General features: G+C 47.9%; 23 protein-coding genes. 9 read left to right on the top strand and 14 right to left on the bottom strand.

Annotation, left to right across the window (positions count from 1 at the left end):
* Positions 1-9 precede the first annotated feature (9 nt).
* Genes AOG36_RS01315 through AOG36_RS01300 form a run of 4 tightly spaced genes read right to left on the bottom strand, consistent with a single transcriptional unit; the run spans position 10 to position 2,015 of the window.
* Positions 10-903, bottom strand: a complete 894-nt coding sequence (locus tag AOG36_RS01315; protein WP_015105947.1) for a polyprenyl synthetase family protein — start codon at positions 901-903, stop codon at positions 10-12.
* Positions 903-1,304 (bottom strand): hypothetical protein, encoded by a 402-nt coding sequence (locus tag AOG36_RS01310; RefSeq protein ID WP_053825378.1) that lies wholly within the window; start codon positions 1,302-1,304, stop codon positions 903-905. Before AOG36_RS01310 ends, AOG36_RS01315 begins: the two co-directional genes overlap by 1 nt.
* A complete protein-coding gene (locus AOG36_RS01305; RefSeq protein ID WP_015105945.1) occupies positions 1,297-1,575 on the bottom strand; it encodes a DUF2018 family protein in 279 nt (92 codons plus the stop codon). The genes AOG36_RS01310 and AOG36_RS01305 overlap by 8 nt, the downstream gene beginning before the upstream one ends.
* On the bottom strand, positions 1,575-2,015 hold the full coding sequence (locus AOG36_RS01300) for a Dps family protein (protein ID WP_015105944.1): 441 nt from the start codon (positions 2,013-2,015) through the stop codon (positions 1,575-1,577). Before AOG36_RS01300 ends, AOG36_RS01305 begins: the two co-directional genes overlap by 1 nt.
* Before the next feature lie 194 nt (positions 2,016-2,209).
* Between AOG36_RS01300 and AOG36_RS01295 the strand changes: the two genes are divergently transcribed.
* Positions 2,210-3,376, top strand: a complete 1,167-nt coding sequence (locus AOG36_RS01295) for a class I SAM-dependent methyltransferase (protein WP_015105943.1) — start codon at positions 2,210-2,212, stop codon at positions 3,374-3,376.
* A gap of 8 nt (positions 3,377-3,384) precedes the next feature.
* On the top strand, positions 3,385-4,767 hold the full coding sequence (locus tag AOG36_RS01290; RefSeq protein ID WP_015105942.1) for a phosphomannomutase/phosphoglucomutase: 1,383 nt from the start codon (positions 3,385-3,387) through the stop codon (positions 4,765-4,767).
* Positions 4,768-5,368: 601 nt separating this feature from the next.
* Here the strand turns inward: AOG36_RS01290 and AOG36_RS09205 are convergent.
* Entirely contained in the window at positions 5,369-5,494 is a 126-nt protein-coding gene (locus tag AOG36_RS09205; protein WP_015105941.1) for a hypothetical protein, read from the bottom strand.
* Positions 5,495-5,693: 199 nt separating this feature from the next.
* Complete coding sequence (gene uvrA, locus AOG36_RS01285) at positions 5,694-8,519, bottom strand: excinuclease ABC subunit UvrA (RefSeq protein WP_370696093.1); 2,826 nt, start codon at positions 8,517-8,519, stop codon at positions 5,694-5,696.
* Between the two features lie 120 nt (positions 8,520-8,639).
* On the opposite strand from uvrA, the gene AOG36_RS01280 reads away from it, so the two are divergent.
* Positions 8,640-9,422, top strand: a complete 783-nt coding sequence (locus tag AOG36_RS01280; RefSeq protein WP_015105939.1) for an outer membrane protein — start codon at positions 8,640-8,642, stop codon at positions 9,420-9,422.
* On the opposite strand, the gene AOG36_RS01275 is transcribed toward AOG36_RS01280, so the two are convergent.
* Positions 9,419-10,576 carry a cation:proton antiporter gene (locus AOG36_RS01275; RefSeq protein WP_053825376.1) on the bottom strand — a complete coding sequence of 386 codons (1,158 nt, stop codon included), beginning with the start codon at positions 10,574-10,576 and terminating at the stop codon, positions 9,419-9,421. The two genes, AOG36_RS01280 and AOG36_RS01275, sit on opposite strands and share 4 nt — an antisense overlap.
* Positions 10,569-11,141 carry a formyltransferase family protein gene (locus tag AOG36_RS01270; protein ID WP_231622483.1) on the bottom strand — a complete coding sequence of 191 codons (573 nt, stop codon included), beginning with the start codon at positions 11,139-11,141 and terminating at the stop codon, positions 10,569-10,571. Before AOG36_RS01270 ends, AOG36_RS01275 begins: the two co-directional genes overlap by 8 nt.
* An 83-nt stretch (positions 11,142-11,224) precedes the next feature.
* On the opposite strand from AOG36_RS01270, the gene htpG reads away from it, so the two are divergent.
* From htpG to thiE, 4 genes are read left to right on the top strand one after another with little or no spacing between them, the layout of a single operon-like run.
* Positions 11,225-13,090: a molecular chaperone HtpG gene (gene htpG / locus AOG36_RS01265; protein ID WP_015105934.1), complete on the top strand. Its 1,866-nt coding sequence runs from the start codon at positions 11,225-11,227 to the stop codon at positions 13,088-13,090.
* Positions 13,090-13,713: a hypothetical protein gene (locus AOG36_RS01260; RefSeq protein ID WP_015105933.1), complete on the top strand. Its 624-nt coding sequence runs from the start codon at positions 13,090-13,092 to the stop codon at positions 13,711-13,713. The genes htpG and AOG36_RS01260 overlap by 1 nt, the downstream gene beginning before the upstream one ends.
* A complete protein-coding gene (gene guaA, locus AOG36_RS01255; protein ID WP_015105932.1) occupies positions 13,703-15,244 on the top strand; it encodes a glutamine-hydrolyzing GMP synthase in 1,542 nt (513 codons plus the stop codon). Before AOG36_RS01260 ends, guaA begins: the two co-directional genes overlap by 11 nt.
* Positions 15,235-15,846 carry a thiamine phosphate synthase gene (thiE, locus tag AOG36_RS01250; RefSeq protein ID WP_053825375.1) on the top strand — a complete coding sequence of 204 codons (612 nt, stop codon included), beginning with the start codon at positions 15,235-15,237 and terminating at the stop codon, positions 15,844-15,846. Before guaA ends, thiE begins: the two co-directional genes overlap by 10 nt.
* A 719-nt stretch (positions 15,847-16,565) precedes the next feature.
* Here thiE and AOG36_RS01245 read toward each other — a convergent pair.
* Genes AOG36_RS01245 through priA form a run of 3 tightly spaced genes read right to left on the bottom strand, consistent with a single transcriptional unit; the run spans position 16,566 to position 18,922 of the window.
* A complete protein-coding gene (locus tag AOG36_RS01245) occupies positions 16,566-16,784 on the bottom strand; it encodes a hypothetical protein (protein ID WP_015105931.1) in 219 nt (72 codons plus the stop codon).
* 5 nt (positions 16,785-16,789) lie between these two features.
* Entirely contained in the window at positions 16,790-17,011 is a 222-nt protein-coding gene (locus tag AOG36_RS01240; RefSeq protein ID WP_015105930.1) for a cell division protein ZapB, read from the bottom strand.
* Between the two features lie 42 nt (positions 17,012-17,053).
* Positions 17,054-18,922 carry a replication restart helicase PriA gene (gene priA, locus AOG36_RS01235; protein WP_015105929.1) on the bottom strand — a complete coding sequence of 623 codons (1,869 nt, stop codon included), beginning with the start codon at positions 18,920-18,922 and terminating at the stop codon, positions 17,054-17,056.
* 57 nt (positions 18,923-18,979) lie between these two features.
* On the opposite strand from priA, the gene uvrB reads away from it, so the two are divergent.
* Positions 18,980-20,938, top strand: coding sequence for an excinuclease ABC subunit UvrB (uvrB, locus tag AOG36_RS01230; protein ID WP_053825374.1), 1,959 nt, complete (start codon positions 18,980-18,982; stop codon positions 20,936-20,938).
* Positions 20,938-21,933 (top strand): SAM-dependent methyltransferase, encoded by a 996-nt coding sequence (locus AOG36_RS01225; protein WP_015105926.1) that lies wholly within the window; start codon positions 20,938-20,940, stop codon positions 21,931-21,933. Before uvrB ends, AOG36_RS01225 begins: the two co-directional genes overlap by 1 nt.
* 267 nt (positions 21,934-22,200) lie before the next feature.
* Here the strand turns inward: AOG36_RS01225 and AOG36_RS01220 are convergent, their stop codons facing one another.
* Genes AOG36_RS01220 through queC form a run of 3 tightly spaced genes read right to left on the bottom strand, consistent with a single transcriptional unit; the run spans position 22,201 to position 24,226 of the window.
* Entirely contained in the window at positions 22,201-22,566 is a 366-nt protein-coding gene (locus AOG36_RS01220) for a heat shock protein transcriptional repressor HspR (protein ID WP_015105925.1), read from the bottom strand.
* A 10-nt stretch (positions 22,567-22,576) separates the two neighbouring features.
* On the bottom strand, positions 22,577-23,458 hold the full coding sequence (locus AOG36_RS01215) for a DnaJ C-terminal domain-containing protein (protein ID WP_015105924.1): 882 nt from the start codon (positions 23,456-23,458) through the stop codon (positions 22,577-22,579).
* A 57-nt stretch (positions 23,459-23,515) separates the two neighbouring features.
* Positions 23,516-24,226 (bottom strand): 7-cyano-7-deazaguanine synthase QueC, encoded by a 711-nt coding sequence (gene queC, locus AOG36_RS01210; RefSeq protein WP_129593167.1) that lies wholly within the window; start codon positions 24,224-24,226, stop codon positions 23,516-23,518.
* Positions 24,227-24,244 lie beyond the last annotated feature (18 nt).

Genomic DNA, 24,244 nt, shown 5'->3' with positions numbered 1-24,244 from the left:
TCTAGCCCCCTAAAATTGTCTTTCTAAAACCCGTAAAGCCATCGCCTCCAGGGCTTGGTTGTTCTCGCCCCTAATCGCCTCTAGGGCTTTTTGGGTGTAGCCTTTGGCTTCTTGAAGTGTGGCTTGGATGATATTATGTTCTTTAAATTTTTCGCTGCACCACAGCCTTGCCTCTTCTTTGGGACTTTTAAAATACCCCTTTAAAATACCCTGCTCTACAGGGCTTAGGCATTGGTGCAGAAGGATGTAGGGCAGGGTGCTCTTACCCTCTTTAAAGTCGCTGAAGGCGGGCTTGCCCAGCACCTCTTTAGACTGGGTGATGTCGAGTAAGTCGTCAATGATTTGAAAGGCGATGCCAAAGTTACGCCCAAAGGTGGTGTACTTCTCAAAGTCCAAGCCCGCTAACAAAGCCGCCCCTCCACTGCTTGCGGCAATCAGGGCTGCGCTTTTGTCGGCAACCATGTCTATGTAAAAATCTTGGCTGGGGTTAAACGCCTCAGCCATTTGGGTGTCTTTAATTTCACCCCTAGAGAGGGCCACCACGCTTTGGGCAACCACCTCTATGATAGGTTTGGCAAAGTTAGCTAAAACCAAAAAGGCTTTGGAGTAGAAAATATCACCAAGCATGATGGCATTAGTGTTGCCAAAGGCGTGGTTTAACGACTCGTGCCCGCGCCTTGTAGTGGCGTTGTCAATGACATCATCGTGGAGCAAAGAGGCGGTTTGGATCATTTCTATGATGGCGCAAAAATCCACCAGCTGCGGGTGCCTGGCGCAGATGGCCAAGATTAAACGGCTTCTTAGCATTTTGCCCATGCCTAGACTTTGTGCCATGTGTAGGGTCTGTGGACTATCCACTTCCTTTAAATACAACCCGATTTTTTCTTGTATGCGCTCTAACATTAGGGCTCAATCCATGTCAAGTTTGGGGATGCCTTCACCTTGAGCGTGGCTGTACCCTCTTGGGCGTTGAAGTCTTTAAAGGTGATTAAAAAATAGGGGTGTTCGTAATTGCTGCTACTCTCTTGCGTCACACTGCTCTCTTTGAAAATGTCCGCCCTAAAGCTGTTGCGCCGAAAATCTTTATATAAAATGAATTGATAGGGGAAGCGGTTGATGTTTAAATGCACCACCAACCCGTGGTCTTTAAACAAGGTCCAACGCAAACTTAAGGGCTTTTTAATCTTACCTAGGCGCAATTTCCCGCTAAAAGTTTCATCTTTTTTAAGTGCGAGGGTGCGCTCCAAAGGTTTAGTAAACAACATAGGGGCTAAGAGCAACACGAGCCAAAGCCCCCTACTCATGCCCGCTTAGGACAGCCGTCATGGATTGCACGGCTAAATCTATTTTTCTAGCATGTACTTTTTCTTGCAAAGCAGGGTCAAATTTGAGCTGTTTTAACAAGGTTTCAAACTTGTCCTCCAAGCCCTCTTGTTCCAAAAAGAGCATACCCAAAGCCCGCCACTCCAAAAACCGCTCTAATTCTTCCAAAGAACGCTTGGGACTAGCGTGTAGCAGGATTTCTCCCCATTTGGCAAGGGGGTCACCCTCCAAAACCTCCAAATCCTGTTCCATTAGGCGAGGCTGGCCTTGAGCATCCACACAGATTTTTGCAATTTGGCGAGCTGTTCATCGGCGTAGGCGGCAGTAATCTTATCGCCCGCTTCATCAGCAAACTCCGAGAGTTGGCTAAAGTGCTTTTCCAAATGCTCGTAATCGTGCAAAATTGCCTCAAAGATTTCTTTAGAGTGGAAGCTGTGCTTGCTCTCCTCCTTAATGTGGGCAACTTTTAATGCCTCAGCAAGTGTCACGACGGGGACATGCCCTAATTGCACCACCCTTTCGGCCAAGTCATCAAACATGTCGGCAAACTCTTCATACACGGCTTGCGTGAATTTATGCACGACATGGAAGTCATGCCCTTTTACATTCCAATGGAAATTGTGTAACTTCATGAACAATACGATGCTATCGGCTTGGAGCTGTTTTAGCAAGTCAAGTGTTTTTGTCTTCATAAACTCCCTTTTTTACAATTTTTTACCGACCGGCTCTAAAAACCGGTAGCTGATTCTAACCTAAAAATAGTTAATGCAAACTTTTAGCCCTCCTCAGCACTAAGGATTTTTAAATGAAATTAGTTTAAAATGGCGACTTTACACGCTTTAGTGCTTTAGCAGATTTCTTGAAGTACGGGTATAAGGTTTTAAAAATGCTCTCTAAATTTCTTCTCAAGTCCATGTTTAAAAAATGGCAAAATGGGGACTACCGCGTGGTGTTTTGGGACAAGGAAGTTTATCAAAACGGTACCAAAACACCGCAATTCACTATAAAAATCAACCGCCCTCTAAAAATGAGCGACATTAAAAAGGACATGTCCTTAACCATTGCTGAAGCCTATATGGACAGACTGATCGACATTGAGGGCTCGATGGACGCGGTGATGCGGGTGCTGTATTTGCAGACCAATTATGAACACCTACACAAACACGACAACGCCACGCCCCTCCAACCCCCTGACAAAGAAAAAACCAATATCCAAAGCCATTATGACTTAGGCAACGACTTTTACTCCCTATGGCTGGATGAAACCTTAAGCTACTCTTGTGCCTACTTTAAAAAAGAGAGCGACACTCTGCACCAAGCCCAACTGCAAAAGCTCGACCACACCCTAAAAAAGCTTGACTTAAAACCAGGCGAAAAACTCCTTGACATTGGTTGTGGGTGGGGCTATCTCTCCATTAGAGCAGCGCAAGAGTATAATGTAGAAGTGATGGGGATCACCATTTCAGAAGAGCAGTTTAAGCAGGCGAGCCAAAGAGTGAAGGATTTGGGGCTAGATGATAGAGTTAGCATTAAGTTGTTGAACTACCAAGATTTGGACGGCTTGCATTACCGCTTTGATAAGGTGGTGAGTGTGGGCATGTTCGAACATGTCGGCAAGGCAAACCTACCCTTTTACTTTAAGAAAGTCAAAGAAGTGCTGAAAGTGGGGGGTATGTTCTTGTTGCACTCCATTTTATGTTGCTTTGAGGGCACCACCAATGCGTGGATCGATAAATATATCTTCCCCGGGGGCTATCTGCCCTCCTTGCGTGAGGTGATTTCTATCGCAAGCGAGAGCGATTTTCATTTGGTACTTGGCGAGAGTTTGCGCCTGCACTACGCCAAAACCCTAGACTTGTGGTATAAAAACTTCTGTAGCAAACAAGAGCAAATCTCCCAAATGTACGATGCCCGCTTTATCCGCATGTGGTCGCTTTATTTAAACAGTTGCGCTTCCGCCTTTCGTGTGGGCAGTGTGGATCTCTACCAACTGCTCTTAACCAACAGCGTGGACAACACCATCCCTTGGACCCACGCCTACATTTACGAGTGAGGATAGCCATGCACTTAGATCCGAGCATTTTTAGGGAATATGACATTAGAGGGATTTTCAACAAGAACTTAAACGAGCCTTGCGTGCGCCAAATTGGGCTAGAGCTGGGCAAAATCATGGCAAAAACCTGTCCTAAAGTGGCTTTAGGCTACGATGCCCGCACCCACTCGCCTAATTTATTTGCGTGGCTTAAAAGCGGGCTTGAAAATTTTGTCGAAGTCTATGACATGGGGCTTATCCCCACTCCTGTGGCTTACTTTGCCACCTTCAATGCCATTAAGAACACCCACACCCCCCACTCGATCATGATCACCGGCTCACACAACCCCCCCGAGTACAATGGCTTTAAAATCACCATAGACCAAAAGCCCTTTTACGGGCAGGCGATCCAAGAGCTAAAAGACACCATGCTAAACGCCCCCACGCCTTTTACCCCCAAGAGCACCCCCGCCCACCCCCTGAACGCTAAAGAGGCCTACCACGCCTATTTAACCCACGCCTTCGCCCATTTAAAAGATTTCCCCTATAAAATTGCGCTGGATTTTGGCAATGGAGTGGGAGCAATCGGTTTAGAGCCCGTGCTAAGGGCACTCAACATTAAGTTTGACAGCCTATATCCTAACCCTGATGGGACTTTCCCCAATCACCACCCCGACCCTAGCGAGGCGAAGAATTTAAAAGACCTGCAAGTACACATGCAAGTGCACCAAATCCCCATTGGTATTGCCTTTGACGGAGATGCGGATCGGGTGGCGTTGTTGACCCCTGATCATATCTATGCGGGCGATGAATTAGCGATTTTATTTGCCAAAAACCTAGCTAAAAAGGGTATTAAGCCTTTGGTAATTGGCGAGGTTAAATGTTCGCAGGTCATGTACAATGCCATTAATACAATCGGACAGGCTATTATGTATAAAACGGGGCACAGCAATTTAAAAGTCAAGCTCAAGGAAACAAACGCCCACTTTGCTGCTGAGATGAGCGGGCATTTGTTCTTCAACGACCGCTATTTTGGTTATGACGACGCGCTTTACGCCTGCTTGCGCCTCTTAGAGTTATTTTTGGAGCAAACCCCCATAGCCCTAGAGGCGAGTTTAAAAACCCTGCCCTACTCCTACAAAACCCCTGAAGAAAAAATCGCCGTCAAAGAAGAGGAGAAGTTTAAAATCATTGACAAACTCAAAGTGAGTTTAAAGAGGCAATTACCGCCCCACTTCCCCCCCATCGTGGATTTGATCGACATTGACGGGGTTCGGGTGGTTTTTAAAGACGGCTTTGCGCTTGTTAGGGCGAGCAACACCACCCCCACGCTTGTAACGCGCTTTGAGGGCAAGAATGAAAAGAGTGCGCAACGCTACAAACAAGCGGTGTTAGGCCTACTTGGCTTGTAAGCCGCTCACCTTTATAGGCTCTCCATTCATACCAAAGGGCGCAAGATCAACACTTTGGTTGCCACTCGCGCCCTAAAGCCCCTAGCTTTGGCTAGATGGATTAAGGCTAGCATTGATCCGTTTTGCAATTAAGGGGTATACCCTTGGGGTTGAGACATTAACCTTTTAAATAGGGAAATAAGACTCCAAATGAAGCTGGCTTGAAGCCGCGATCTCCACTCAAGTTAGAATCCCCTAACTTTAGTTATGGGGAGTGTGTCAAAATGCTAGTGCTGAACTTGCTTTAGACCTCTCGGACTTAGGTTTTTTGGGGGTTTAGCAGGGTGACAGGGACTTGTGCTTTTGCTGAGCATGAGCGTTTAAAAGCTTGTCTTAGTTCTTTAGTCGTAGAGGGAATTTGTTTTCATAGTTAACTAAAATTTTTAAAAACCCTGCACTTTATTAAAAACACAGACGCTCACAAAAAAAACTGGCGTTTAGATTACGGTCAAATTCTTCGAAATTTGGACCTCCGATGACCCTAACCTTCCTAGACATTCGATAAAAACTCTAAGAGGTTGGAATCTCCCCTCCCCCGTAAGGGGAGAGGCGCAAGAACAACTTAGTCTTGGTTGTTGCTATTGTTGCTATTGTTGCTGTTATTACTATTGTTGCGGTTGCTGCTGTTGCTGTTATTGCTGTTGCTGCTGTTCCTGCTGTTGCTGCTGTTGCTACTGTTGCTGCTCATAACACTCTCCTTCCGTAAATTTGAAAACTCTCTAGGGCTAGACCCTCGCCTAGCCCCTTGGCTTTCATGTCGCAGACTATACCAAAACTTTTGTTTACTTTGGTAAATAAAAATTTTATCCATCCACATATGTGCTTAAAGTCCCTCTAAGAGGAGTTTCAAGTTTATCAAATCTAGCATAAAATCCACAGGCTAAAGATTACCCCAACTCTAGGGCGAGGTATTTGCCCGTGCAACTGCCCGTCTTGGCGTGGTTCTTGGCTAAAGTGGAGGGGCTGCCAACCGCGACCACCTGCCCCCCGCCGCTGCCCCCCTCAGGCCCCATGTCGATGACATAATCCGCGTTTTTGATGATGTCTAAATTATGTTCGATCACAATCATGGAATTGCCGAGCACCACCAACGAATGCAAGACATTGAGCAAAAGCTGGATGTCTTCAAAGTGCAGCCCCGTGGTGGGCTCATCTAAAATATATAAAGTCTTGCCTGTGTCTTTGCGGCCAAGCTCCTTGGCGAGTTTAATGCGCTGCGCCTCCCCCCCGCTTAAAGTCGTGGCGTTTTGCCCGAGCGTGATGTAGCCCAGCCCCACGGCACTTAAAGTCTGCAATTTGGTGGCGATTTTAGGGATTTTAGAGAAAAACTCCAACGCCTCCTCCACGCTCATGTGCAGCACATCGGCAATGGATTTGCCCTTGATTTTCACTGCCAAAGTCTGCTCGTTGTACTTGCTGCCCTTGCAGCTGCCACACTGCACCAGCACATCGGGCAAAAAGTGCATTTCAATTTTAATCTCCCCCTCCCCATGGCACTTCTCACATCTGCCCCCCCGCACATTGAAGCTAAAGCGGCTCGCGCTGTATCCGAGCACCTTCGCATCCTTGCTTTGGGCGAACAACTCTCGAATGTCGTCCATCACGCCCGTGTAGGTGGCGGGGTTGCTCCTTGGTGTCTTGCCTATGGGGGCTTGGTCTAAATAAATCACCTTATCCAAATGCTCCAAGCCCTGCACCACCCCCACCCCGCCCCCGCTCTTTTTGGCGTGGTTTAGCTTCTCTTGGGCGATGGGCAACAGGGTTTGTAAAATGAGAGAGCTTTTTCCGCTCCCGCTCACCCCTGTAACACACACAAATTGTTTGAGCGGGATTTTCACCTGCAAGTTTTTAATGTTGTGGATAGAAACGCCCTTTAAGTGCAAACAAGGCGGGCTTTTAGGCGGGGGGTATTTGTCCCTTGTGATGTTCTTTAGCCCTTGTAGATATAAAGCCGTGGGGTGTTTGCTTTGCAAGAGCTTGTCTATGCTGCCGCTAAAAACAACCTGCCCCCCGTGCTTGCCTGCCTTGGGGCCAATATCCACGATGAAATCAGCTTGTTTGATCGTCTCTTTATCGTGCTCGACCACGATCAAGGTGTTGCCCTTTTGTTGTAAATTCTTGAGGGTTCTTATGAGTTTGGCCGTGTCGCGCTCGTGTAATCCAATGCTGGGCTCATCGAGCACATACAACACCCCAGTAAGCCCGCTACCAATTTGGCTAGCAATTCTTATGCGCTGACTTTCGCCCCCGCTTAAAGTCCTCGCATCCCGCCCCAAAGTGAGATAGCCCAAGCCCACATCCACCAAGAAAAACAGCCTCTCGCTGATTTCTTTTAAAATCGGGGCGGCGATGTACTGCTCTTGGGGGCTTAAATAGGCAAAGTGCTTAGGGTCTTGGAAAAAAGCGTACACGGCACTTATGGGCATGTCAATCAAATTGGAAATGCTAAGCCCGGCCACTTGCACCGCTAAGGATTTTGGGTTGAGGCGCTGGCCCTTGCAACTCGGGCATGGCTTTTCACTCATATATTGGTTGAGATCGCGTGTGTCTTTAAAAATATCGTAGGCGATTTGGATCACTCCACTCCAAGGGCGTTTTAAATCACTCTTACGCCATGAAAAGCTGATTTCTGTCCCATTACCATACAATAACGCCTCTTGCTGGAGCGTACTCAAATCCTTAAAGCACACATTGGGGTCGATCTGATGGGCCACACAAAAGCCGTCAAAGAGCGCGCTGTAATAGTTATGATTCCAAAAAAACGCCTTTTTAATGTGGTTGGTGGGCGCATTGGGGTCTAAGATTTTTTGGGCATCTAAACTCACTTTTGCCCCAAGCCCCGCACACTCAGGGCACGCTCCCTTAGGCGAGTTAAACGAAAAACTCACGGGCTCTAAAGGCTCAAAGCTTACTTTACAAGCAAAGCAGGCCAAATGTTCGCTGTAGTGGCGGATTTGGTTCGTGTCTAAGTCCAACACCTCCACCCGCCCATAGCCTTCAGAGAGTGCCCGCTCTAGCGCACTGGCAAGCCTTGCTTGGTTTTGTGCACTCACTTCAAGCCGGTCAGCCACGACTTTAATGCTATGTTTTTTATTCTTAGCCAACTCCAAAGGCTCATCAAGGCGGGTTAAAACCCCGTCAATTTGCGCACGCACAAAGCCCTTTTGGCGCAAGCCCTGCAAAATGTCGTTGAAATGCCCTTTTTTGTTATCTACGAGGGGGGCTAGGATCAACACCTTACACCCTGCGCACTCTTGCAAGACTTGGGCAATGATGTCGCTAGGCTGCATGGAGGCGATGGGTGCGCCACACAGGTGGCAGTGTTGCCGCCCCACGCGGGCAAATAGCAGGCGCAGATAGTCGTAAATCTCTGTGGTCGTACCCACCGTGGAGCGGGGGTTTTTGGAAGTTGTTTTTTGATCGATCGCGATGGCGGGGATCAGCCCCTCGATTTTATCCACCGCCGGTTTACCCACCTTGTCTAAGAATTGTCTGGCGTAGCTGGAGAGCGACTCTAAATAGCGCCGTTGCCCCTCGGCATAGAGCGTGTCGAAGGCGAGCGTGGACTTGCCCGAACCGCTAAGTCCTGTGAAAACGATGAATTGGTTTTTGGGGATTTCTAGGTTAATATTTTTTAAATTGTTCTCTTTGGCCCCGTAGATTTTAATGCTGTCTGGCAAATATAACTCTTTTTTGGTAAGATAGCGGGCTATTATACTTAAATTCTAGGAGGGGCGTGCAATAAAAAAATATAAATTTCTTGTTTTATGAGATGAAACATGCTATGATTGCGGTCTATTTTCACTATTTATGATGAACTTTAAAGGATTATGATGAGAAAGTTTCTACTGGGTGTGCCCTTAGCCCTTGGGGTGGTGGGGAGTTTAGCAGCCGAAGAGAATGGGGTTTTTGTCGGGGCAGGTTACCAGATCGGGCAAGGGAGGATGAACACCAATGTTTACAACCAAACCATAGATGGGATGAGCTACCCTCCCGGTACAGGTCCCGATTATAAGAACTGGCAAGGCACAAACATCAGCTGGCATGCCAAATACGGCCAAGCGGCGATGAACGGTTTTGGAGTTTTGATCGGGCAAAAGTTCTTCTTTAAGCTTCCCCATGCTAGAACCAAATGGTTGGGTGTGCGCTACTATGGCTTTTTAGACTATGGTTTTAGCGACCTAGGTCCTCAGTACAGCCTTGTGGGTTATAACCAAAATGTCCGCTTGAGTATGGTCGCCTACGGGATCGGTGCGGACATTATGGGCAACTTCATTGACCGCAAAAATGTCAATGTGGGTGTGTTCGGAGGCTTTGCTATCGGTGGAAACGCGTGGCAGGTCAACGCCGCCACCTTGCATGCTTGGAAGGATGCCATTTTGGCTAAGGACCCCAGTGCCAACCTTTCTGGTTTACCCCACCATGGCAACTTCAATGTGTGGTTGAACTTCGGCTTTAGGACCAACATCTACAAACACAATGGGCTAGAGTTGGGTGTGAAAATCCCCATGTTGGTCAACCCCTTCTTCCCCTCTAAGAGCGCAAATACCAATGGGTATTACTACAGCTTGAAGCGCGATTACTCCGTGTATGTGCGCTACCTTTACACCTTCTAGTTTCTTTTAACGGGGGGTTTTTGCAAGGCCTTGATCGAGGTGGTGAAGAGCATCCCCTCGATCACCGCCGCTAACAAAAACGCGTAGTAGGTCTCTTCGTTAATTGCTCCTACTCTTAGTCCTACGCTCGCCGTAGTAACCAAGAAGGTTAAGGGCATGGATGCGCTCATGGCAAACATAGCGGTGTTTTTTACGCTTTTTAGCTCTCCTTTAAACACGATGAAGCTACTTATAAGGTGCAAACTTGCCATGCCCGCAACGACTAGGATGGCGTGGGTGATGAATTCGGGATGCACCAAGATCAAGCGCAGATCCAAGGTCGAGCCGACATGGATAAAAAATAAAGGTACAAAAAAACCAAAGCCGATGTCGTTGAGCTTGTCAAAGAGTTCATGCTTGTGGGGGAAAAAGGTCGAAATGAGCGTGCCGGCTAAAAATGCCCCTAGGACCAGCTCTAGCTTCAGCCACGCTACAATCCCCACCAAAAGAAAAAAGAGCATGAGCGCAAAACGCATGTCTTGATTCGCCTCGTTGCTTGGCATGATGAAGGCTTTTAGTCTTGGAAACCACCAAAACAAGACCCTGAAGGTACGCACTAGACGCGCCGTGATAAGCAAGAAAGCGAGTAAAATCCCCAAAGCCTTTGCTAGATCTGCCCCAAGTCCGTGCAAGTAAATTCCATCCACAACCACCAGTAAAATGATGCTAGTAAGTTCGCCTAGCACCCCCACTTTCAGCACCAAAGAGAGCCACGGCTTGTCCTTACCATAGTCGCGCACTAAAGTCATGATCATCCCCAAGCTCACAATGGGTAGGGCAATGATGTAAAGAGCGGGCAGATGGCAGCTTAGGGTGATGGTGCTGGCTAAGGCATAGATCATGCCAAAATAACTTAGGATTTTTTGCAGTAGGGGGCGCTCCATTTGTTTGAACACATACAAATCCACCTCCATACCGCATAAAAACATCAAGAACAAAAACCCCACCTCAGCCAGCGCACTAAAACTCTCATTGGGTGTTAACAGCCCAAAGTAAACCCCCAACGCGCCTAAAATGATCTCCAGCACCGCCACGGGCATTTTCAGCACACGGCTCGTGTAGGGGGCAATCACAATCAGGGGTGTGATGGCGACTAAGATAAACAAATCATGCATAGGGGCGTAACTTTAGGGCTTTTAACACCGCTTGTGGGTAGAGTCGATGCTCTAGGGCATGCAGCCTTTTTTCATAACTCTCTAGACTCTCTTGCGGGTTTAAGCTCAAACGCTCTTGTAAAATGAGATCTCCACTATCTAGCTCATCACTCACCCAATGCACACTCACACCGAGAGCACTTTGGCTATTAAAACTCCTTTCTAGGGCCCTTGCCCCCTTGTGCTTTGGCAGTAAAGAGGGGTGGATATTTAGGGCTTTGTAGTGGGCAAGAAACACAGGGCTTAGGATTTTATTATAACCGGCACAAAGGAGCAGGGCGCAGCCCCTAAAGGCAGGAATAAAATCGTCTTCTGTGCCGACAATAAAGGGCATGTTGAGCTTTTGACAGTGATCAATCCCTCCTGCCCTTGGGTTGTTTGTGGCACACAGCACTACTTCTAACACCACTTCTAATTTTAGGGGCGTGTTTTGTTGTAAAAAGACTTTTTGGTGTAACTTCTCGATGAGATTTTGCATATTTGAGCCAGTGCCACTAAATAAAATGCCTAATGTTAAAGTCTGCATAGCGGGCATGTTAGCATGTTTTCTTAAGGGGGCAAAAGCCCCATTCTGCTATACTAAGGGTTTATTTTCAAAATGGAGTTTTAATGCCGTCCACAACACACACCTTCCAAACAGAGATCAACCAGCTTTTGGATTTGATGATCCACTCCCTTTATTCCAATAAAGAAATCTTTTTGCGAGAACTCATCTCGAATGCCTCCGATGCTCTCGACAAACTTAATTACATGGTCATCAGCGATGAGGTTTATAAATCCCTAGAGTTTTGCCCCCAAATCCATTTGAGTTTCGACGAAAAAGCCAAAAGCCTAACCATTGCCGACAATGGCATTGGCATGAGTAGGGAAGAGCTCATCTCAAATCTTGGCACCATTGCCAAATCCGGTACCAAGAGTTTTTTATCCAATTTAAGCGGAGATCAAAAGAAAGACAGCGCGCTCATTGGGCAGTTTGGCGTGGGCTTTTACTCTAGCTTTATGGTGGCGAGTAAAGTCGTGGTGCAAAGCAAAAAGGCGCTTAGCGATGAGGCCTTTGCTTGGGTGAGCGATGGCAAGGGCTCTTATGAAATCAGTCCTTGCGTCAAAGAAGGTTTTGGCACAGAGATCACGCTGTATCTCAAAGACGAGGAGGCACAATTTGCCAACCGCTGGGAGATCGAGCACATCGTAAAAAAATACTCCGAGCATATCCCCTTTCCTATTTTCTTAAGCTACACCGAGACCAAGAGCCAGGGTGAGGGCGAAAATAAAAAGGAAGTGACGGAGGACAAATGCACTCAAATCAACAGTGCTAAAGCCCTTTGGCGCATGCCAAAAAATGAACTCAAAGACGAGGACTACAAAGAGTTTTATAAAAGTTTGGCGCATGACAACAACGCCCCGCTGGCGTGGATACATAGCCGCGCTGAGGGGGTGTTAGAATACAACACGCTCTTTTACATTCCAAGCCAAGCCCCCTTTGATCTCTTCAGGGTAGATTACCAATCAGGCGTGAAACTCTATGTCAAGCGGGTGTTCATCACCGACAACGATAAAGAGCTTTTGCCTCAATATTTGCGCTTTGTGCGCGGGATCATCGACAGCGAGGACTTGCCCTTGAATGTGAGCCGTGAGATTTTGCAACAAAACAAAATCTTAGCCAACATCAAAAGCGCGTCCACCAAGAAAATCCTGGCCGAGATTGAGAAACTGAGCCAAAATAGCGAAATTTATGAGAAGTTTTATAGCCAATTTGGGCGGGTCTTAAAAGAGGGCTTGCACAGCGACTTTGAAAATAAAGATAAGATTTTAGACTTGTTGCGCTTTGCAAGCTCCAAAAGCGAAAAACCCCTATCGCTCAAAGAGTATAAAGCCAGCATGCCCACTGAGCAAAAGAGCATTTACTACATGGTCGGCGAGAGTTTAGACCTGCTTAAAGCCTCCCCCATTTTAGAGAAATACGCCCAAAAGGGCTTTGATGTGCTCTTGATGGGCGATGAGGTGGATGCCTTTGTGATGCCCGGGGTGAGTGAGTACGACAAAACCCCCTTTAAGGATGCGAGCAGCAGTGAAACCTTAAAAGAATTAGGGCTGGCAGAAATTAGCGAGGCAGAGAAAGAGGAATTTAAGGGTGTTTTAGAGGCGTTTAAAGAGGCGTTGAAAGATGAGGTCAAGGAGGTTGCGCTGTCTAAAGATTTAAATTCGGCGGTGGCTCTTGTGGGCGATGAGCAAAACGCCATGATGGCAAATCTCATGCGCCAAATGGGCCAGAGTGTGCAAGAGCAGCCCAAGACTTTAGAGCTCAACATCGGGCATGCCATTATCCAAAAGCTTAAAGGTGTGGAAGACAGTGCCCTTTTAGCCGATGTGGCGCATTTGTTGTTTGATAGTGCCAAACTCTTAGAAAATGGGGCACTGAAAAACGCTAAAGCCTTCAATGACCGGCTCAGTGCCACGATTTTACGCGCCTTTTAATGCGCCTGGCTCCCCTGTTTTTGTGCTTGCCCCTATGCGCTAAACCCTTGAGTATCGCCAGCGACATCGGTAACCAAGAGGGGTTTTTGGATTTTTTGAGTTTAGCGTTTCAAGAAGAGGCGGGGGTCAAGGTCCTTTGGCAACCTTTAAGGGACACCAAACGCCTTTGTGGGGTGTCTGCCTATTTGGTTTCTAAAAGTGCGCTGGGCACGAGGCATTTTTTTAAAAACAAGAAAGCCATCCCCCTTTTTAAAGAAAACTTCATTTTACTAGGCGACCCTGAACTCGCCACACTCTTTCAAGGCAAGAGCCCCAAAGCGGTGCTTTTAGAGCTTGCCCGTCCCGCCCTAGCCAAAAAGCTAAGGATTGTCCGTACGCATTTAACCCCTTATAAAAACACGGATTTGGTGTTGATGAGCCAGAGGCTGTATGTGCAACAGTCTCCTGCCCTAAGCGTACTTTACACGCCCTTGAATATGCACTATTTTTGGCTAAACCCCTGCCACTCGGCTAGAGCCCATGAGCTCTTTAAGTGGCTTGGGGGGCATAAGGGTATTTTTGCAAATTTTAGAATCAACTACCAACGCATTTTCACCCCGATAGAGGATACATATGGCAATTGATATTCTTGTTTTAGACTTTGGGAGTCAATACACCCAGCTTGTCGCAAGGCGTTTGCGGGAAGTAGGCGTTTATACCGAAATTTACCCCTACTTTACCCCAGCCAAGGACTTATTGGCCAAGAAACCCAAGGGGTTCATTTTAAGCGGGGGGCCGGCCAGTGTATATACTAAGGACGCTTACTGTTGCGATCCCGCGCTCTTTCAAAGCAACCTGCCCCTGCTTGGTATTTGCTATGGCATGCAACTGTTGGTGAATACTTTCGGCGGACAGGTCAAACCCGCCAGCCATCAAGAGTTTGGCAAGGCGCATTTAGAGATCATAGAAAAACACCCCCTCTTAGAGGGTGTAGAAAATTTTAGCGTGGTGTGGATGAGCCATGCCGATCGGGTGGAGAGTTTGCCCGCTGAGTTTATCGCCCTAGCTAAAAGCCAGAACGCCCCCTTTTGCGCCATCGCGCATGCCAACAAGTCCATTTTTGGCCTGCAGTTCCACCCCGAGGTGGTGCACAGCGCACAGGGTATGCAAATCTTAAAGAACTTTGCACTCAACATTTGCCAGTGTAGTCCGACATGGGGCATGCAGGCCTTTGCCACTCACGAGATTGCCAAGATCAAAGCCAAGGTGGGGGCGGATCGCATTTTATGCGCCGTGAGCGGAGGTGTGGATTCAAGCGTGGTCGCCAGCTTGTGCTATAAAGCAGTGGGGAAACAAACGGAGGTAGTGTTTGTGGATCACGGATTGTTGCGCCTTGGAGAAAAAGAGCAGGTCGTTAAAATGTTTAAAGGTTTAAACATTCCCTTGCATGTGGTGGACGCATCTGATCTATTCTTGGAGAGATTGAGGGGGGTGAGTGAGCCAGAGGAAAAGCGCAAAATCATCGGCTGGACTTTTATCGAGGTCTTTGAAAAAAAGGCAAAAGAATTAGAGCAAGGGGGTAAGATCAAGTATTTGGCGCAAGGGACTTTGTACCCCGATGTGATCGAGTCGGTGAGCGTGAAGGGTCCCTCTAAGGTCATCAAGTCGCACCACAATGTCGGGGGCTTGCCTGAGACAATGGACTTTGTGCTCTTAGAGCCTTTAAGAGAGTTATTTAAAGATGAGGTTAGGGCACTTGGCGCACAATTAGGGCTGCCTGAAAACATGCTAAAGCGCCACCCTTTCCCCGGGCCCGGTTTGGCGATCCGCATTTTAGGGGCTGTCGGATATGACAGTCTAGAACTCGTGCGTCAAGCAGATCAAATCTTGATCCAAGCCCTGCACGATGCCAAGCTGTACGACTCGGTGTGGCAGGCGTTTTGTGTGCTCTTAAATGTACGCTCGGTGGGGGTGATGGGCGATAACCGCACTTACGACAACACCCTAGCCATTCGGGCGGTGTGTGCCAGCGATGGGATGAGCGCGCATTTTGCGCCCCTGCCTTTTGACTTCTTGGAGAGTGTGGCGCATAAAATCATTAATGAGGTGAAGGGGATCAACCGCGTGGTCTATGACATCACCTCTAAGCCCCCGGGGACGATTGAGTGGGAATAGCCCTTAGGGGGGTCTATGCGCTTAGCGATGAGGTTTTAACCCCCTATGACAAATTGCCCCACATGCTTTGGCTGGCGATACAGGGGGGGATTAGCCTTTTTCAATTGAGAGATAAAACCCATAACGATGAAGACTTGTTGCCCCTAGCCAAGGATTTAGCCAAGTTGTGTGCTAGGCATGGGGTAGGCTTCATCATCAACGACCGCCTAGAGCTTGCCCTAGCATGTCAGGCTTACGGTCTGCACTTAGGACAAGAGGACATGCCTTTAAAAGCAGCCCGTAAGCATTTTAAGGGCGTGGTTGGGGTGTCGTGCTATGGGGATTTAAACAAGGCCAAAGAGGCGCAGGATTTGGGAGCAGACTATGTCGCCTTTGGGGCGTGCTTTGCCTCTCCCACCAAACCACATGCCTCCACCATCACCAAAGAGATTTTAACGCAGGCAAGGGCGGGGCTAAACCTACCTTTTTGTGCCATCGGGGGGCTCACCGCCCAAAACATTCCCACTTTGCCCCCTCTTGATATGGCCGCCGTGATCTCTAGCCTATGGCTAGGCGACATAGCCCAAAACGCCATGGCCTTAAAGACAGCTCTAGGACTCTAATTTTAAGTTTGCTACAAAAGCCAGTCAGCTCCTACTCAAAACCCCCTTCATTCACATTTTAGTGCAAAAGCACTTTCAATTCTACCTTTGGCTTTTCACCAATAGAGACTTACAGACAACCCTTATAGATAAATCTGTTTATAAAAAACGGGCGGGATTAGTTAAGTCCAAACCCTCAGCACTCTAGGGTAAACGCTTTTTTAAGACATCTTTGCTCTTTAATGATCAAGAGTTCATGCACCATTGCACTCGCCCCTATTTTGTTTAACTAGCTTGGGATTTCTTGCATGTGCTGCATTTTTTGATTCAACTTTTGGGAGTTTTGGATTCTTTTTAAACCACTCTTGCACTTCATTCTGACCACTCACTTTAACCCCTTGTCTCATTATTGTGGATTCGTGAACCACCCCTTCCTAAAGGGAGAAACTTCCTGATAATAGAAACTAGCGTTTCTAAACTTGAAAGGCTTTGTTATTTATAGTTTCCAAGGCTAGTTCCTAACCCAAGAGACCCTTTAAGTCACACTGATAAGGACGAAGTTTATGCGTAGTTGGATATTGGATAAAGGCTTTTATTTTAGTTTTTATTTATTTTAATGTTAAAGAGAGCGGTATAAATAAAGCAGAAATCAAGGACACAGGTGGATCTAGGAACATATGAGTACAGAGTTTTGAACAGAGAAAACCCACATACAACACCATATGGGGAATTTGAAGCAATTAGGGAATTTTATTTAATAATTGTCCGAGTTTGGCATTCAAGTCGGCGATTTCTTGGATTTTATTTAGATGGAGCTTAAAGAGCTCGATGGGAGCAATTTCTTTATTGTGAAAACTCTCTTTGATCTGCGCCCTTGTTTGGGTGTTGAAGCGCTCATTTAGGGTGATTTTATAGCGTTTACCCCCAATGCTCACTTCAATTAGCTCGACAGAGTTCATCTTTCTTAAGAATCTTTGGTGATGATCTCGTAAATGTCTTGTATGCGCTTGTCTTTGGCGGCAATGTCTTCATAGAGGCTGGCGATTTGGCGGTCGCGCTCCTCGTTTTGCGTGGCGATTGTGGCGTTCTCAAGCCGCAGGTTTTTGTTCTCTTCTTCTAGGAGTGTTAAGCGTAAAATCAACTCTTCTACTTTCTCCTGCAGTTTGTCTAAAATCTCGGCCCCCATGTGCATCCTTGAAACAAAATTAAGTGCCTATTATAGCAAAGTTTAAATGTCTTGCGGGTCAATGTCTATTTTAAACACCCCCTTGGCATGCTCTTGCAAATGTCTCAACACAAGGTGTAGTTCTTTGGTGGAAGTGGCGCTTAAGAGGATTTGTAAACGCTCTTGCCCGGCGATCTTAGTCACCCGCGCCTGCCCCGCGCCCAAAACCTCCACGCTCCTATGCTGCTCTAAAAGCGGTTTTAACAAGTCCAACCCCGCTTGCATATGCGCCGTGGCTGCTTCTAGCTCTTTATCCCTAAACTCAATGCGCGCCAAACGCCTAAGCGGGGGAAAGCAGGGCGTTCGCATCTGCAGCTCCTCTTTTAAAAACTCTTCAAAATCGGCGGTGTAACGCTCTAAAAAATGGGCGTTGAGGCTTTGGATCAACACCCGCCCTTTTTTTTTGCGCCCGCTGCGCCCGGCAATTTGGTGCATTAAAGCCACCCCCTCTTCATAACTGCGGTAGCTCCCATTGTTTAACACCTCATCCAAGCCCAAAACCACCGCCAAGCCCACCCTATGGTAGTCATGCCCCTTAGCCAGCATTTGCGTGCCAATTAAAATGTCTATTTGGTGGGCGTTGAAGTCATCTAAAATGGTTTGTATTTGCTTGTTCGTGTGGGTGTGGTCCTTGTCTAAAATCCCTATGCGTGCGCTTGGCAAGAGTTTTTCTAGCTCGCTTTTTAATTGCTGTGTGCCGATGCGCTTGCCCGCTAGGCTGTCTTGCTTGCAGGCGGGGCAAACCTTGGGGATAGGCTCTTCGTGTTGGCAATAATGGCAGCGCATGCGCTTGTCCTTGAGGTGTAGGCTCATATTTACGCTGCAAAAGGGGCATTTAACCCCGCCCCCGCAAGCCAAGCACAGCAGTTTTTTAAACGAAGCCCTAGTAGGTAAAAATATAATGCTCTGCTCTTTGGCGTGCAGGCTTTGGCTTAAATGCTCAAGTAAAAGCGGGGTGAGGACGGTTTTGCTCTCTTCAAAGATGATTTCTTGGGGGCTTGCAAAGTAGCGCCCCCTTAGCCGCACAAGGCTTTGATTTTTTTTGGCGCGGTAGTAGCTGCGTAAATTGGGGGTTGCTGAGCCCAAAATGACTTGGATGGGCAATTTGCTAGCAAGATAAAGGGCACAATCTCTAGCGTTGTAATAGGGCGCGAGGCTGGCTTTATAGGCTTGGTCGTGCTCTTCATCCACGAGCACCAGCCCCAAATTTGGCATGGGTAAGAATAAGGCACTTCGTGTGCCGACAACGATTTTTATTTGCCCGCTGGCGATGTGTGCTAGGGTTTGCTTTTTTTGCGCGGGGCTTAGCTTGCTATGCCACAGCCCAACCTGCGCACCAAAGAGGCTTAAAAGCAGTTGCTTGGTCTGTGAGGTGAGCCCAATTTCAGGCACAAGCACCACCACGCTTTGGTTGTTTTGCAACTTCTCTAAAATCAAATGGCTATAAATGTGCGTCTTGCCACTGCCCGTGTCCCCAAAGAGCAGGGCGCTTTTTAAGGGCTTTAGGACATTTAGGGCAGCTTGTTGCGCACCGCTTAGCGGGCTTAAGTTTGGGGCTTTAAAGGCGAACTTTGTGGGTTTAGCCTTGCTAAAGGGGGTAAAAAGCGTGGCCGCTAGGGAGGGCGGGCAGCAGTAATAGGTGGCGATAAACTCTAGTAGCAGCATTTGGGGGGCGTTTAAATAAAACTCTGTGGGAGTTGCGTCTTTGCACTCAAAATTAGGTGTGGCGCACTCACTTAGCACCACACCTTTGCAGGCGCGCCCATTTAAGGGTACTTGCACCACATCGCCCACCCGCAGAAGGTGTTGGCTTTGATAAGTCAAAGGCTTTAGCTTGTGTTTAAGCACAGCCACGCTGTAGTGCTTTAACATAAAATCCTTCCAATTTTTAGCTATGATAAGCCCTGATTCTAGCAAAAAGTGAGCCAAATGGACTTTATCCTACAAGCCCCCTACCAACCAAGCCTAGAGCAAGAAAAGGCGGTAACCAAACTAGCCCGTGGCGTGGCTGATGGGGTGGCTTATCAAACCTTATTAGGCGTTACGGGCAGCGGCAAGACCTTTAGCATGGCCTATCTCATTTCTAAATTGCAAATGCCCACCTTAGTCATGTCGCATAACAAGACCCTTTGCGCCCAGCTTTACAGCGAGTTTAAAAGCTTTTTCCCTAAAAACCATGTGGAGTATTTTATCTCCTACTTTGACTACTACCAGCCCGAGTCCTATATCCCAAGACGGGATTTATTCATTGAAAAGGACAGCGCGATCAATGAAGATTTAGAGCGCTTGCGCCTAAGTGCCATCACTTCGCTTTTAGGCTATGACGATGTGGTGGTGGTGGCGAGCGTGTCGGCAAACTATGGCTTTGGCGACCCTGTGGAGTATTTAAGCATGCTCACCAAATTAGAGGTGGGGCAGAGCCTACCCTACAGCGAGTTTTTACATAAGCTGGTGGAGATGGGCTATGAGCGGCAAGAAATCCTAGAGCGGGGGCGGTTTCGAGTGGTGGGCGAGAGTGTTGATATTTTCCCCGCCTACAACGACACCAACTTTATCCGCGTGGAGTTCTTTGGCGATGAGATCGAGCGCATTTATAGTTTTGACGCGCTGGAGAACAAGCCGCTCAAAGCCCTAGAAAGCTATGTGCTTTACGCCGCCAACGCCTTCATTGTGAGCCAAAGCCGCCTTAAACGCGCGCTAAAGAGCATTGAAATCGAGCTAAACGCCCGTTTAAAATTCTTTAAAGACCATAACAAACCCCTAGAATATGAGCGGCTCAAAACCCGTACAGAATTTGACTTAGAGATGATGGCAGCCACGGGCATTTGTAAGGGGATTGAAAACTACTCACGGCATTTCACCGACAAAAAGGCGGGCGACACGCCCTACACCCTGCTAGACTACTTCGCCCAAAAAAAACGCCCCTTTTTAGTCATCGTGGACGAATCGCATGTGAGTTTGCCTCAATTTAAGGGCATGTATGCGGGCGATCACAGCCGTAAGCAAGTGTTAGTGGATTATGGCTTTAGGCTGCCCTCTGCACTAGACAACCGCCCCCTCAAATACGAAGAGTTTATCACCAAGCCCCCCCATTTTCTCTTTGTCTCTGCCACCCCAAACCCCCTAGAGCTAGAGCTCTCTAAAGAGCACATTGCCGAGCAAATCATCCGCCCCACGGGGCTACTAGACCCCGAGTATGAAATCCGCCCCACGCAAAATCAGGTGCAAGATTTATACAACACGATTAAAGAGGTCGTGGCGCGTAAAGAGCGGGTGTTGGTAACGACCCTTACCAAAAAAATGTCTGAAGAGCTGTGTAAGCACTATTTAGAGGGGGGGCTAAAGGTGCAATACCTACACAGCGACATAGACGCGATTGAGCGCAACCACCTAATCCGCTCCTTTAGGCTGGGCGAATTTGATGTTTTGATTGGCATTAACCTGCTTAGAGAGGGGCTAGACCTGCCCGAGGTGTCTTTGGTGGCGATTTTGGACGCGGATAAGGAGGGGTTTTTACGAAGCGCGACCGCTTTAATCCAAACCATGGGGCGGGTGGCGCGCCATATCCACGGCAAGGTGATTTTCTACGCCGATAAAATCACCGCGAGCATGCAAGAGGCGATGACCACCACCGATAGCAGGCGCGCCAAACAAATTGCCTTCAATAAAGCCCACCATATCACGCCCAAAAGCACGGCACGCCCCCTAGAAGAGGAGCTTAAAGACTACACCCCGCCCAAACCCAAAGCCACGGACAAAATGCCTAAAAAAGAAAAAGAGCAGTTGATTAAAAAGTTGCGCGCCCAAATGCAAGAGCGGGCGCGGGTGCTTGACTTTGAAGCGGCGGCAAAATTGCGCGATGAAATTGCCCGAATTAGAGGGCTGTAGTGGATTGGCACAGCTTTGCGCCCTTTATGCGCGCGTGGCTGTATGGAAAAAACGGCTATTATCGCCACGCACATATTGGCACTAGGGGGGACTTTTACACTTCTGTGAGCGCAAGCGGCTTTTTAGGCGGGTCGTTGGCGTTTTATCTCTTGCAGTTGCTGGAGAAGGGCGCGTTAGAGCTGCCCTTAAGCGTGGTGGAGATTGGGGCGGGTTCTGGGCGTTTAATGGCGGATTTGGCAAGCTTTTTAAAGGATTTAAGCGTGAAGGAGGTCTTAGAAGGTGTGCGCTTTATCTGTGTCGAGCCCTTAGAGGAGTTAGCGGCTTTACAAAAAGTGCGGCTAGAAAAAGAGGGCATAGAAATAGAGCATATAGAAAGCGTAGCGGGGTTAAGCGGGCTAAAGAACGCGTTTTTATACTGCAATGAGCTTTGGGATAGCTTTGCGTGTGAGGTGGTGCAAGAGGGGCGGATTTTAAGCGTTAAGGATTTTAAACCCCTTTGGCGGGCTTTAGAAGACAGCGAGCACAAACGCCTTGAGGGCTTTTACCCCCTTGGGGGGTGCGTGCCCTTTTCATGGGAGGGGTTTATCGCCCATTTGTGCCAAAATTTAGAGGGGGCAAACTGGCATTTTGTGAGCCTAGATTACGGGCAATACGGCTTTGAGCCCATCAGCCTTAGGGGATACAGGGCGCATCAAGTTTTGGGGTTAGAGGAGATTTTAAGCGATCTAAAGGGGCTGTATCAAAAGATTGATTTGACCTATGACATAGATTTTAAATTGCTGGAGGGCTTGTTTCAAGCACAGGGGGCACGCTCTGTTTTTTATGGCACGCAATGTGCCACGCTTTTAGAAATGGGCTTTGCTAAGCTTTTAGACTTATTCGCTAAGAATGTGCCCTATGCCACTTACCAAAAAGAGGCGTTTAAAGCCCACGCCTTGATCAGCCCAGATGGGCTGGGCGAAAAGTTTAAGGGCTTGGTTGTGGCAAGTGCTTAAGGCGTGGGAAGTGCCTTTTGCAAAGAGAAGAAAGCTCTAGCCCAAAGCTCTAAGCACTATCGCCAAGAGGACCAAGCCCCTTAAAACCTAAAAGTGTTAGAACACACATATAAACGCAAAACATGTGTAAAACTTAAATTTAAGCATGTTGGGCGCAACCCCATAACCCCATAAGCACACAGCACAAAGGTTCCAAGCCATTTAAGCGCGTCACAAAGCCCTAATCTTTACAAGGTCAAACCCTCAAGCTTAAAGGGGGCATAGGCACTAGGGCTTTTTAAATAAAATCAATTCGTAAGAGGTTTTTGTGATTTGCTTGGTCTCGGTTTTGTTTTGGGCGTTTTGTTGCATGTGGGCTTGCAGCTGTTCGTTGAGGCGGTCTAATTCATCAAGCCTTTCTTTCAGGCGTAAGATAATATCCACGCCCGCTAAATTCACACCCATATCTCTAGTCAGGCGCAAAATGGTTTTAATTTTGTCTAAATCCCTTTGTGAGTACAGGCGCATTTTGCCCCCCGTGCGCTTAGGTTCTACAAGCCCCTCTTTTTCATATTGGCGCAGGGTTTGCGGGTGCACGCCTAGGATTTTTGCCACCACGCTGATCAAATAAAGGGGCGCATCGTAATCCACCATCACGCCCTCCTTAAGGCAACTGCTCTTGTAAGGTTTGCTTGAAGGGCGCGCTTAAAGTATCTGTGTGGGGCAAAATGACATTTGCCATTAAGTATAAATCCCCCACGCCCCCCGTTTTGCGGTTTTTCACCCCCAATTCTTTTAAGCGAAACTTTTGGGCATTCTTGGTGTTGGGCGGGATTTTTAAGGCAACTTCCTTTTGCAGCGTCTCCACCTGCACCCGCCCACCAAAGAGGGCGGTTTTTAAGGGCAAATCAAAGTTTCTATATAAATCATCTCCCTTTTGAGTGTAAATGCTATCTTCAAGCACCCGCACTTTTAAGAGCACATCGCCCACCATCCCACCTTGCCTGCGCCCCCGCCCCTTGGCTCTTAGCACCTCGCCATCACGCACACCGGCAGGGATTTTAATATCAAAGCTGTCATGGCTTAATTGCACCCGCCTTTTGCCCCCCAAAACGGCTTCTTGTAAGGTGATTTGTAGCTCCACAGACAAGTCCAAATCGGGGGCAAAGCCAAAGCCATTAAATCCGCCCATGCCCCCCATATTGCCATAAGCCCCCCCGCCCATGAAATCGCTCTTAAAGCCCCCCCGCCCAAAAATCGAAGCCAAAATGTCATCCAAGCTCGCCCCCCGCCCCTGCGCGCGGGCAAAGTCGCTAAAGTTTTGCCCGCCGAACATATTGTCCCCGAACTGGTCGTATTGCGCCCGTTTTTGCGGGTCGCTTAGGATTTCATAGGCGGCGTTGATCTCCTTAAACTTCCCTTCGGCTTCCTTGCCCTTGTTCAGGTCAGGGTGGTATTTTCTAGCCAGCCTGCGGTAGGATTTTTTGATCTCTTCTTGGCTTGCCCCCTCGGCGACTTCTAAAGTGCTGTATAAACTCTTGCTCATAAACGCTCCACTGATAAAATAGAGCTCATTATAGCATAAAACTTTAGTCTTTTGCTATCAATTTTGTTTATAGTGCTCTAAAAATTCTTGATACGCCTCTTGGCGTAGGCAACAGGCCGGGCAAGCCCCACAGCCATGCCCATAGGCGTGGCGCACGCCCCGCTCCCCCTCATAACAAGTGTGCGTGTGCTCTAAAATAAGCTCTAGTCCGCCTAAATCCTGCGCTAGGGCGAATTCTTGCGCTTTAGACATATCCATAAAGGGGGCTAAAAAATCAATGCCCTTTGGCGCGCCAAAGGCCCCCAAATTTAAAGAAGTTTGCAAACTCTCTATAAACTCTTTACGACAATCAAAATACCCGCTGTAGTCTGCTTGCGACACCCCTACCAGCACAAAATCCGCCCCTAAGTTGAAGGCATAGGCGTGGGCTAGGGTGAAAAACAGGGCATTCCTGTCGGGCACAAAGGAGGCGGGTAGGTTCGGGTTTTTGGGGTGGGGGGCGTTGGAGCTTTGCGAGTTACTCGCAAACAGGGCGGAGAAGGTGATTTCTTGTAAAAAAGCTAAATCTAGAATTTTTAATGGCAGGTCTAGCAGGGTGGCGATTTTTTGCGCTTGTTTCAGCTCTATAGCGTGCTTTTGGGCGTAGTTAAAGGTGAGCAAATGCGTTTTTTTAAAGGCTTTTTTCGCCCACAGGGCCAAAGTGGTGCTGTCTTGCCCCCCGCTAAAGCAGAGGACACAAGAACCGTTAGTGGTTTGTTCTAAAATCATCTTTGTATCTTTTGCTAA

The organism is Helicobacter heilmannii, assembly GCF_001283065.1.
Taxonomy (GTDB): Bacteria; Campylobacterota; Campylobacteria; order Campylobacterales; family Helicobacteraceae; genus Helicobacter; species Helicobacter heilmannii.
Note: the sequence above shows the minus strand (reverse complement) of the source record. Positions and strands in the feature narration are given on the sequence as shown.

Excerpts from the sequence above, each read along its gene's own strand:
- AOG36_RS01315 (WP_015105947.1), bottom strand. The coding sequence starts at position 903 with ATGTTAGAGCGCATACAAGAAAAAATCGGGTTGTATTTAAAGGAAGTG.
- AOG36_RS01310 (WP_053825378.1), bottom strand. The coding sequence starts at position 1,304 with ATGAGTAGGGGGCTTTGGCTCGTGTTGCTCTTAGCCCCTATGTTGTTT.
- AOG36_RS01305 (WP_015105945.1), bottom strand. The coding sequence starts at position 1,575 with ATGGAACAGGATTTGGAGGTTTTGGAGGGTGACCCCCTTGCCAAATGG.
- AOG36_RS01300 (WP_015105944.1), bottom strand. The coding sequence starts at position 2,015 with ATGAAGACAAAAACACTTGACTTGCTAAAACAGCTCCAAGCCGATAGC.
- AOG36_RS01295 (WP_015105943.1), top strand. The coding sequence starts at position 2,210 with ATGCTCTCTAAATTTCTTCTCAAGTCCATGTTTAAAAAATGGCAAAAT.
- AOG36_RS01290 (WP_015105942.1), top strand. The coding sequence starts at position 3,385 with ATGCACTTAGATCCGAGCATTTTTAGGGAATATGACATTAGAGGGATT.
- AOG36_RS09205 (WP_015105941.1), bottom strand. The coding sequence starts at position 5,494 with ATGAGCAGCAACAGTAGCAACAGCAGCAACAGCAGGAACAGCAGCAAC.
- AOG36_RS01280 (WP_015105939.1), top strand. The coding sequence starts at position 8,640 with ATGAGAAAGTTTCTACTGGGTGTGCCCTTAGCCCTTGGGGTGGTGGGG.
- AOG36_RS01275 (WP_053825376.1), bottom strand. The coding sequence starts at position 10,576 with ATGCATGATTTGTTTATCTTAGTCGCCATCACACCCCTGATTGTGATT.
- AOG36_RS01270 (WP_231622483.1), bottom strand. The coding sequence starts at position 11,141 with ATGCAGACTTTAACATTAGGCATTTTATTTAGTGGCACTGGCTCAAAT.
- htpG (WP_015105934.1), top strand. The coding sequence starts at position 11,225 with ATGCCGTCCACAACACACACCTTCCAAACAGAGATCAACCAGCTTTTG.
- AOG36_RS01260 (WP_015105933.1), top strand. The coding sequence starts at position 13,090 with ATGCGCCTGGCTCCCCTGTTTTTGTGCTTGCCCCTATGCGCTAAACCC.
- guaA (WP_015105932.1), top strand. The coding sequence starts at position 13,703 with ATGGCAATTGATATTCTTGTTTTAGACTTTGGGAGTCAATACACCCAG.
- AOG36_RS01245 (WP_015105931.1), bottom strand. The coding sequence starts at position 16,784 with ATGAACTCTGTCGAGCTAATTGAAGTGAGCATTGGGGGTAAACGCTAT.
- AOG36_RS01240 (WP_015105930.1), bottom strand. The coding sequence starts at position 17,011 with ATGGGGGCCGAGATTTTAGACAAACTGCAGGAGAAAGTAGAAGAGTTG.
- priA (WP_015105929.1), bottom strand. The coding sequence starts at position 18,922 with ATGTTAAAGCACTACAGCGTGGCTGTGCTTAAACACAAGCTAAAGCCT.
- uvrB (WP_053825374.1), top strand. The coding sequence starts at position 18,980 with ATGGACTTTATCCTACAAGCCCCCTACCAACCAAGCCTAGAGCAAGAA.
- AOG36_RS01220 (WP_015105925.1), bottom strand. The coding sequence starts at position 22,566 with ATGGTGGATTACGATGCGCCCCTTTATTTGATCAGCGTGGTGGCAAAA.
- AOG36_RS01215 (WP_015105924.1), bottom strand. The coding sequence starts at position 23,458 with ATGAGCAAGAGTTTATACAGCACTTTAGAAGTCGCCGAGGGGGCAAGC.
- queC (WP_129593167.1), bottom strand. The coding sequence starts at position 24,226 with ATGATTTTAGAACAAACCACTAACGGTTCTTGTGTCCTCTGCTTTAGC.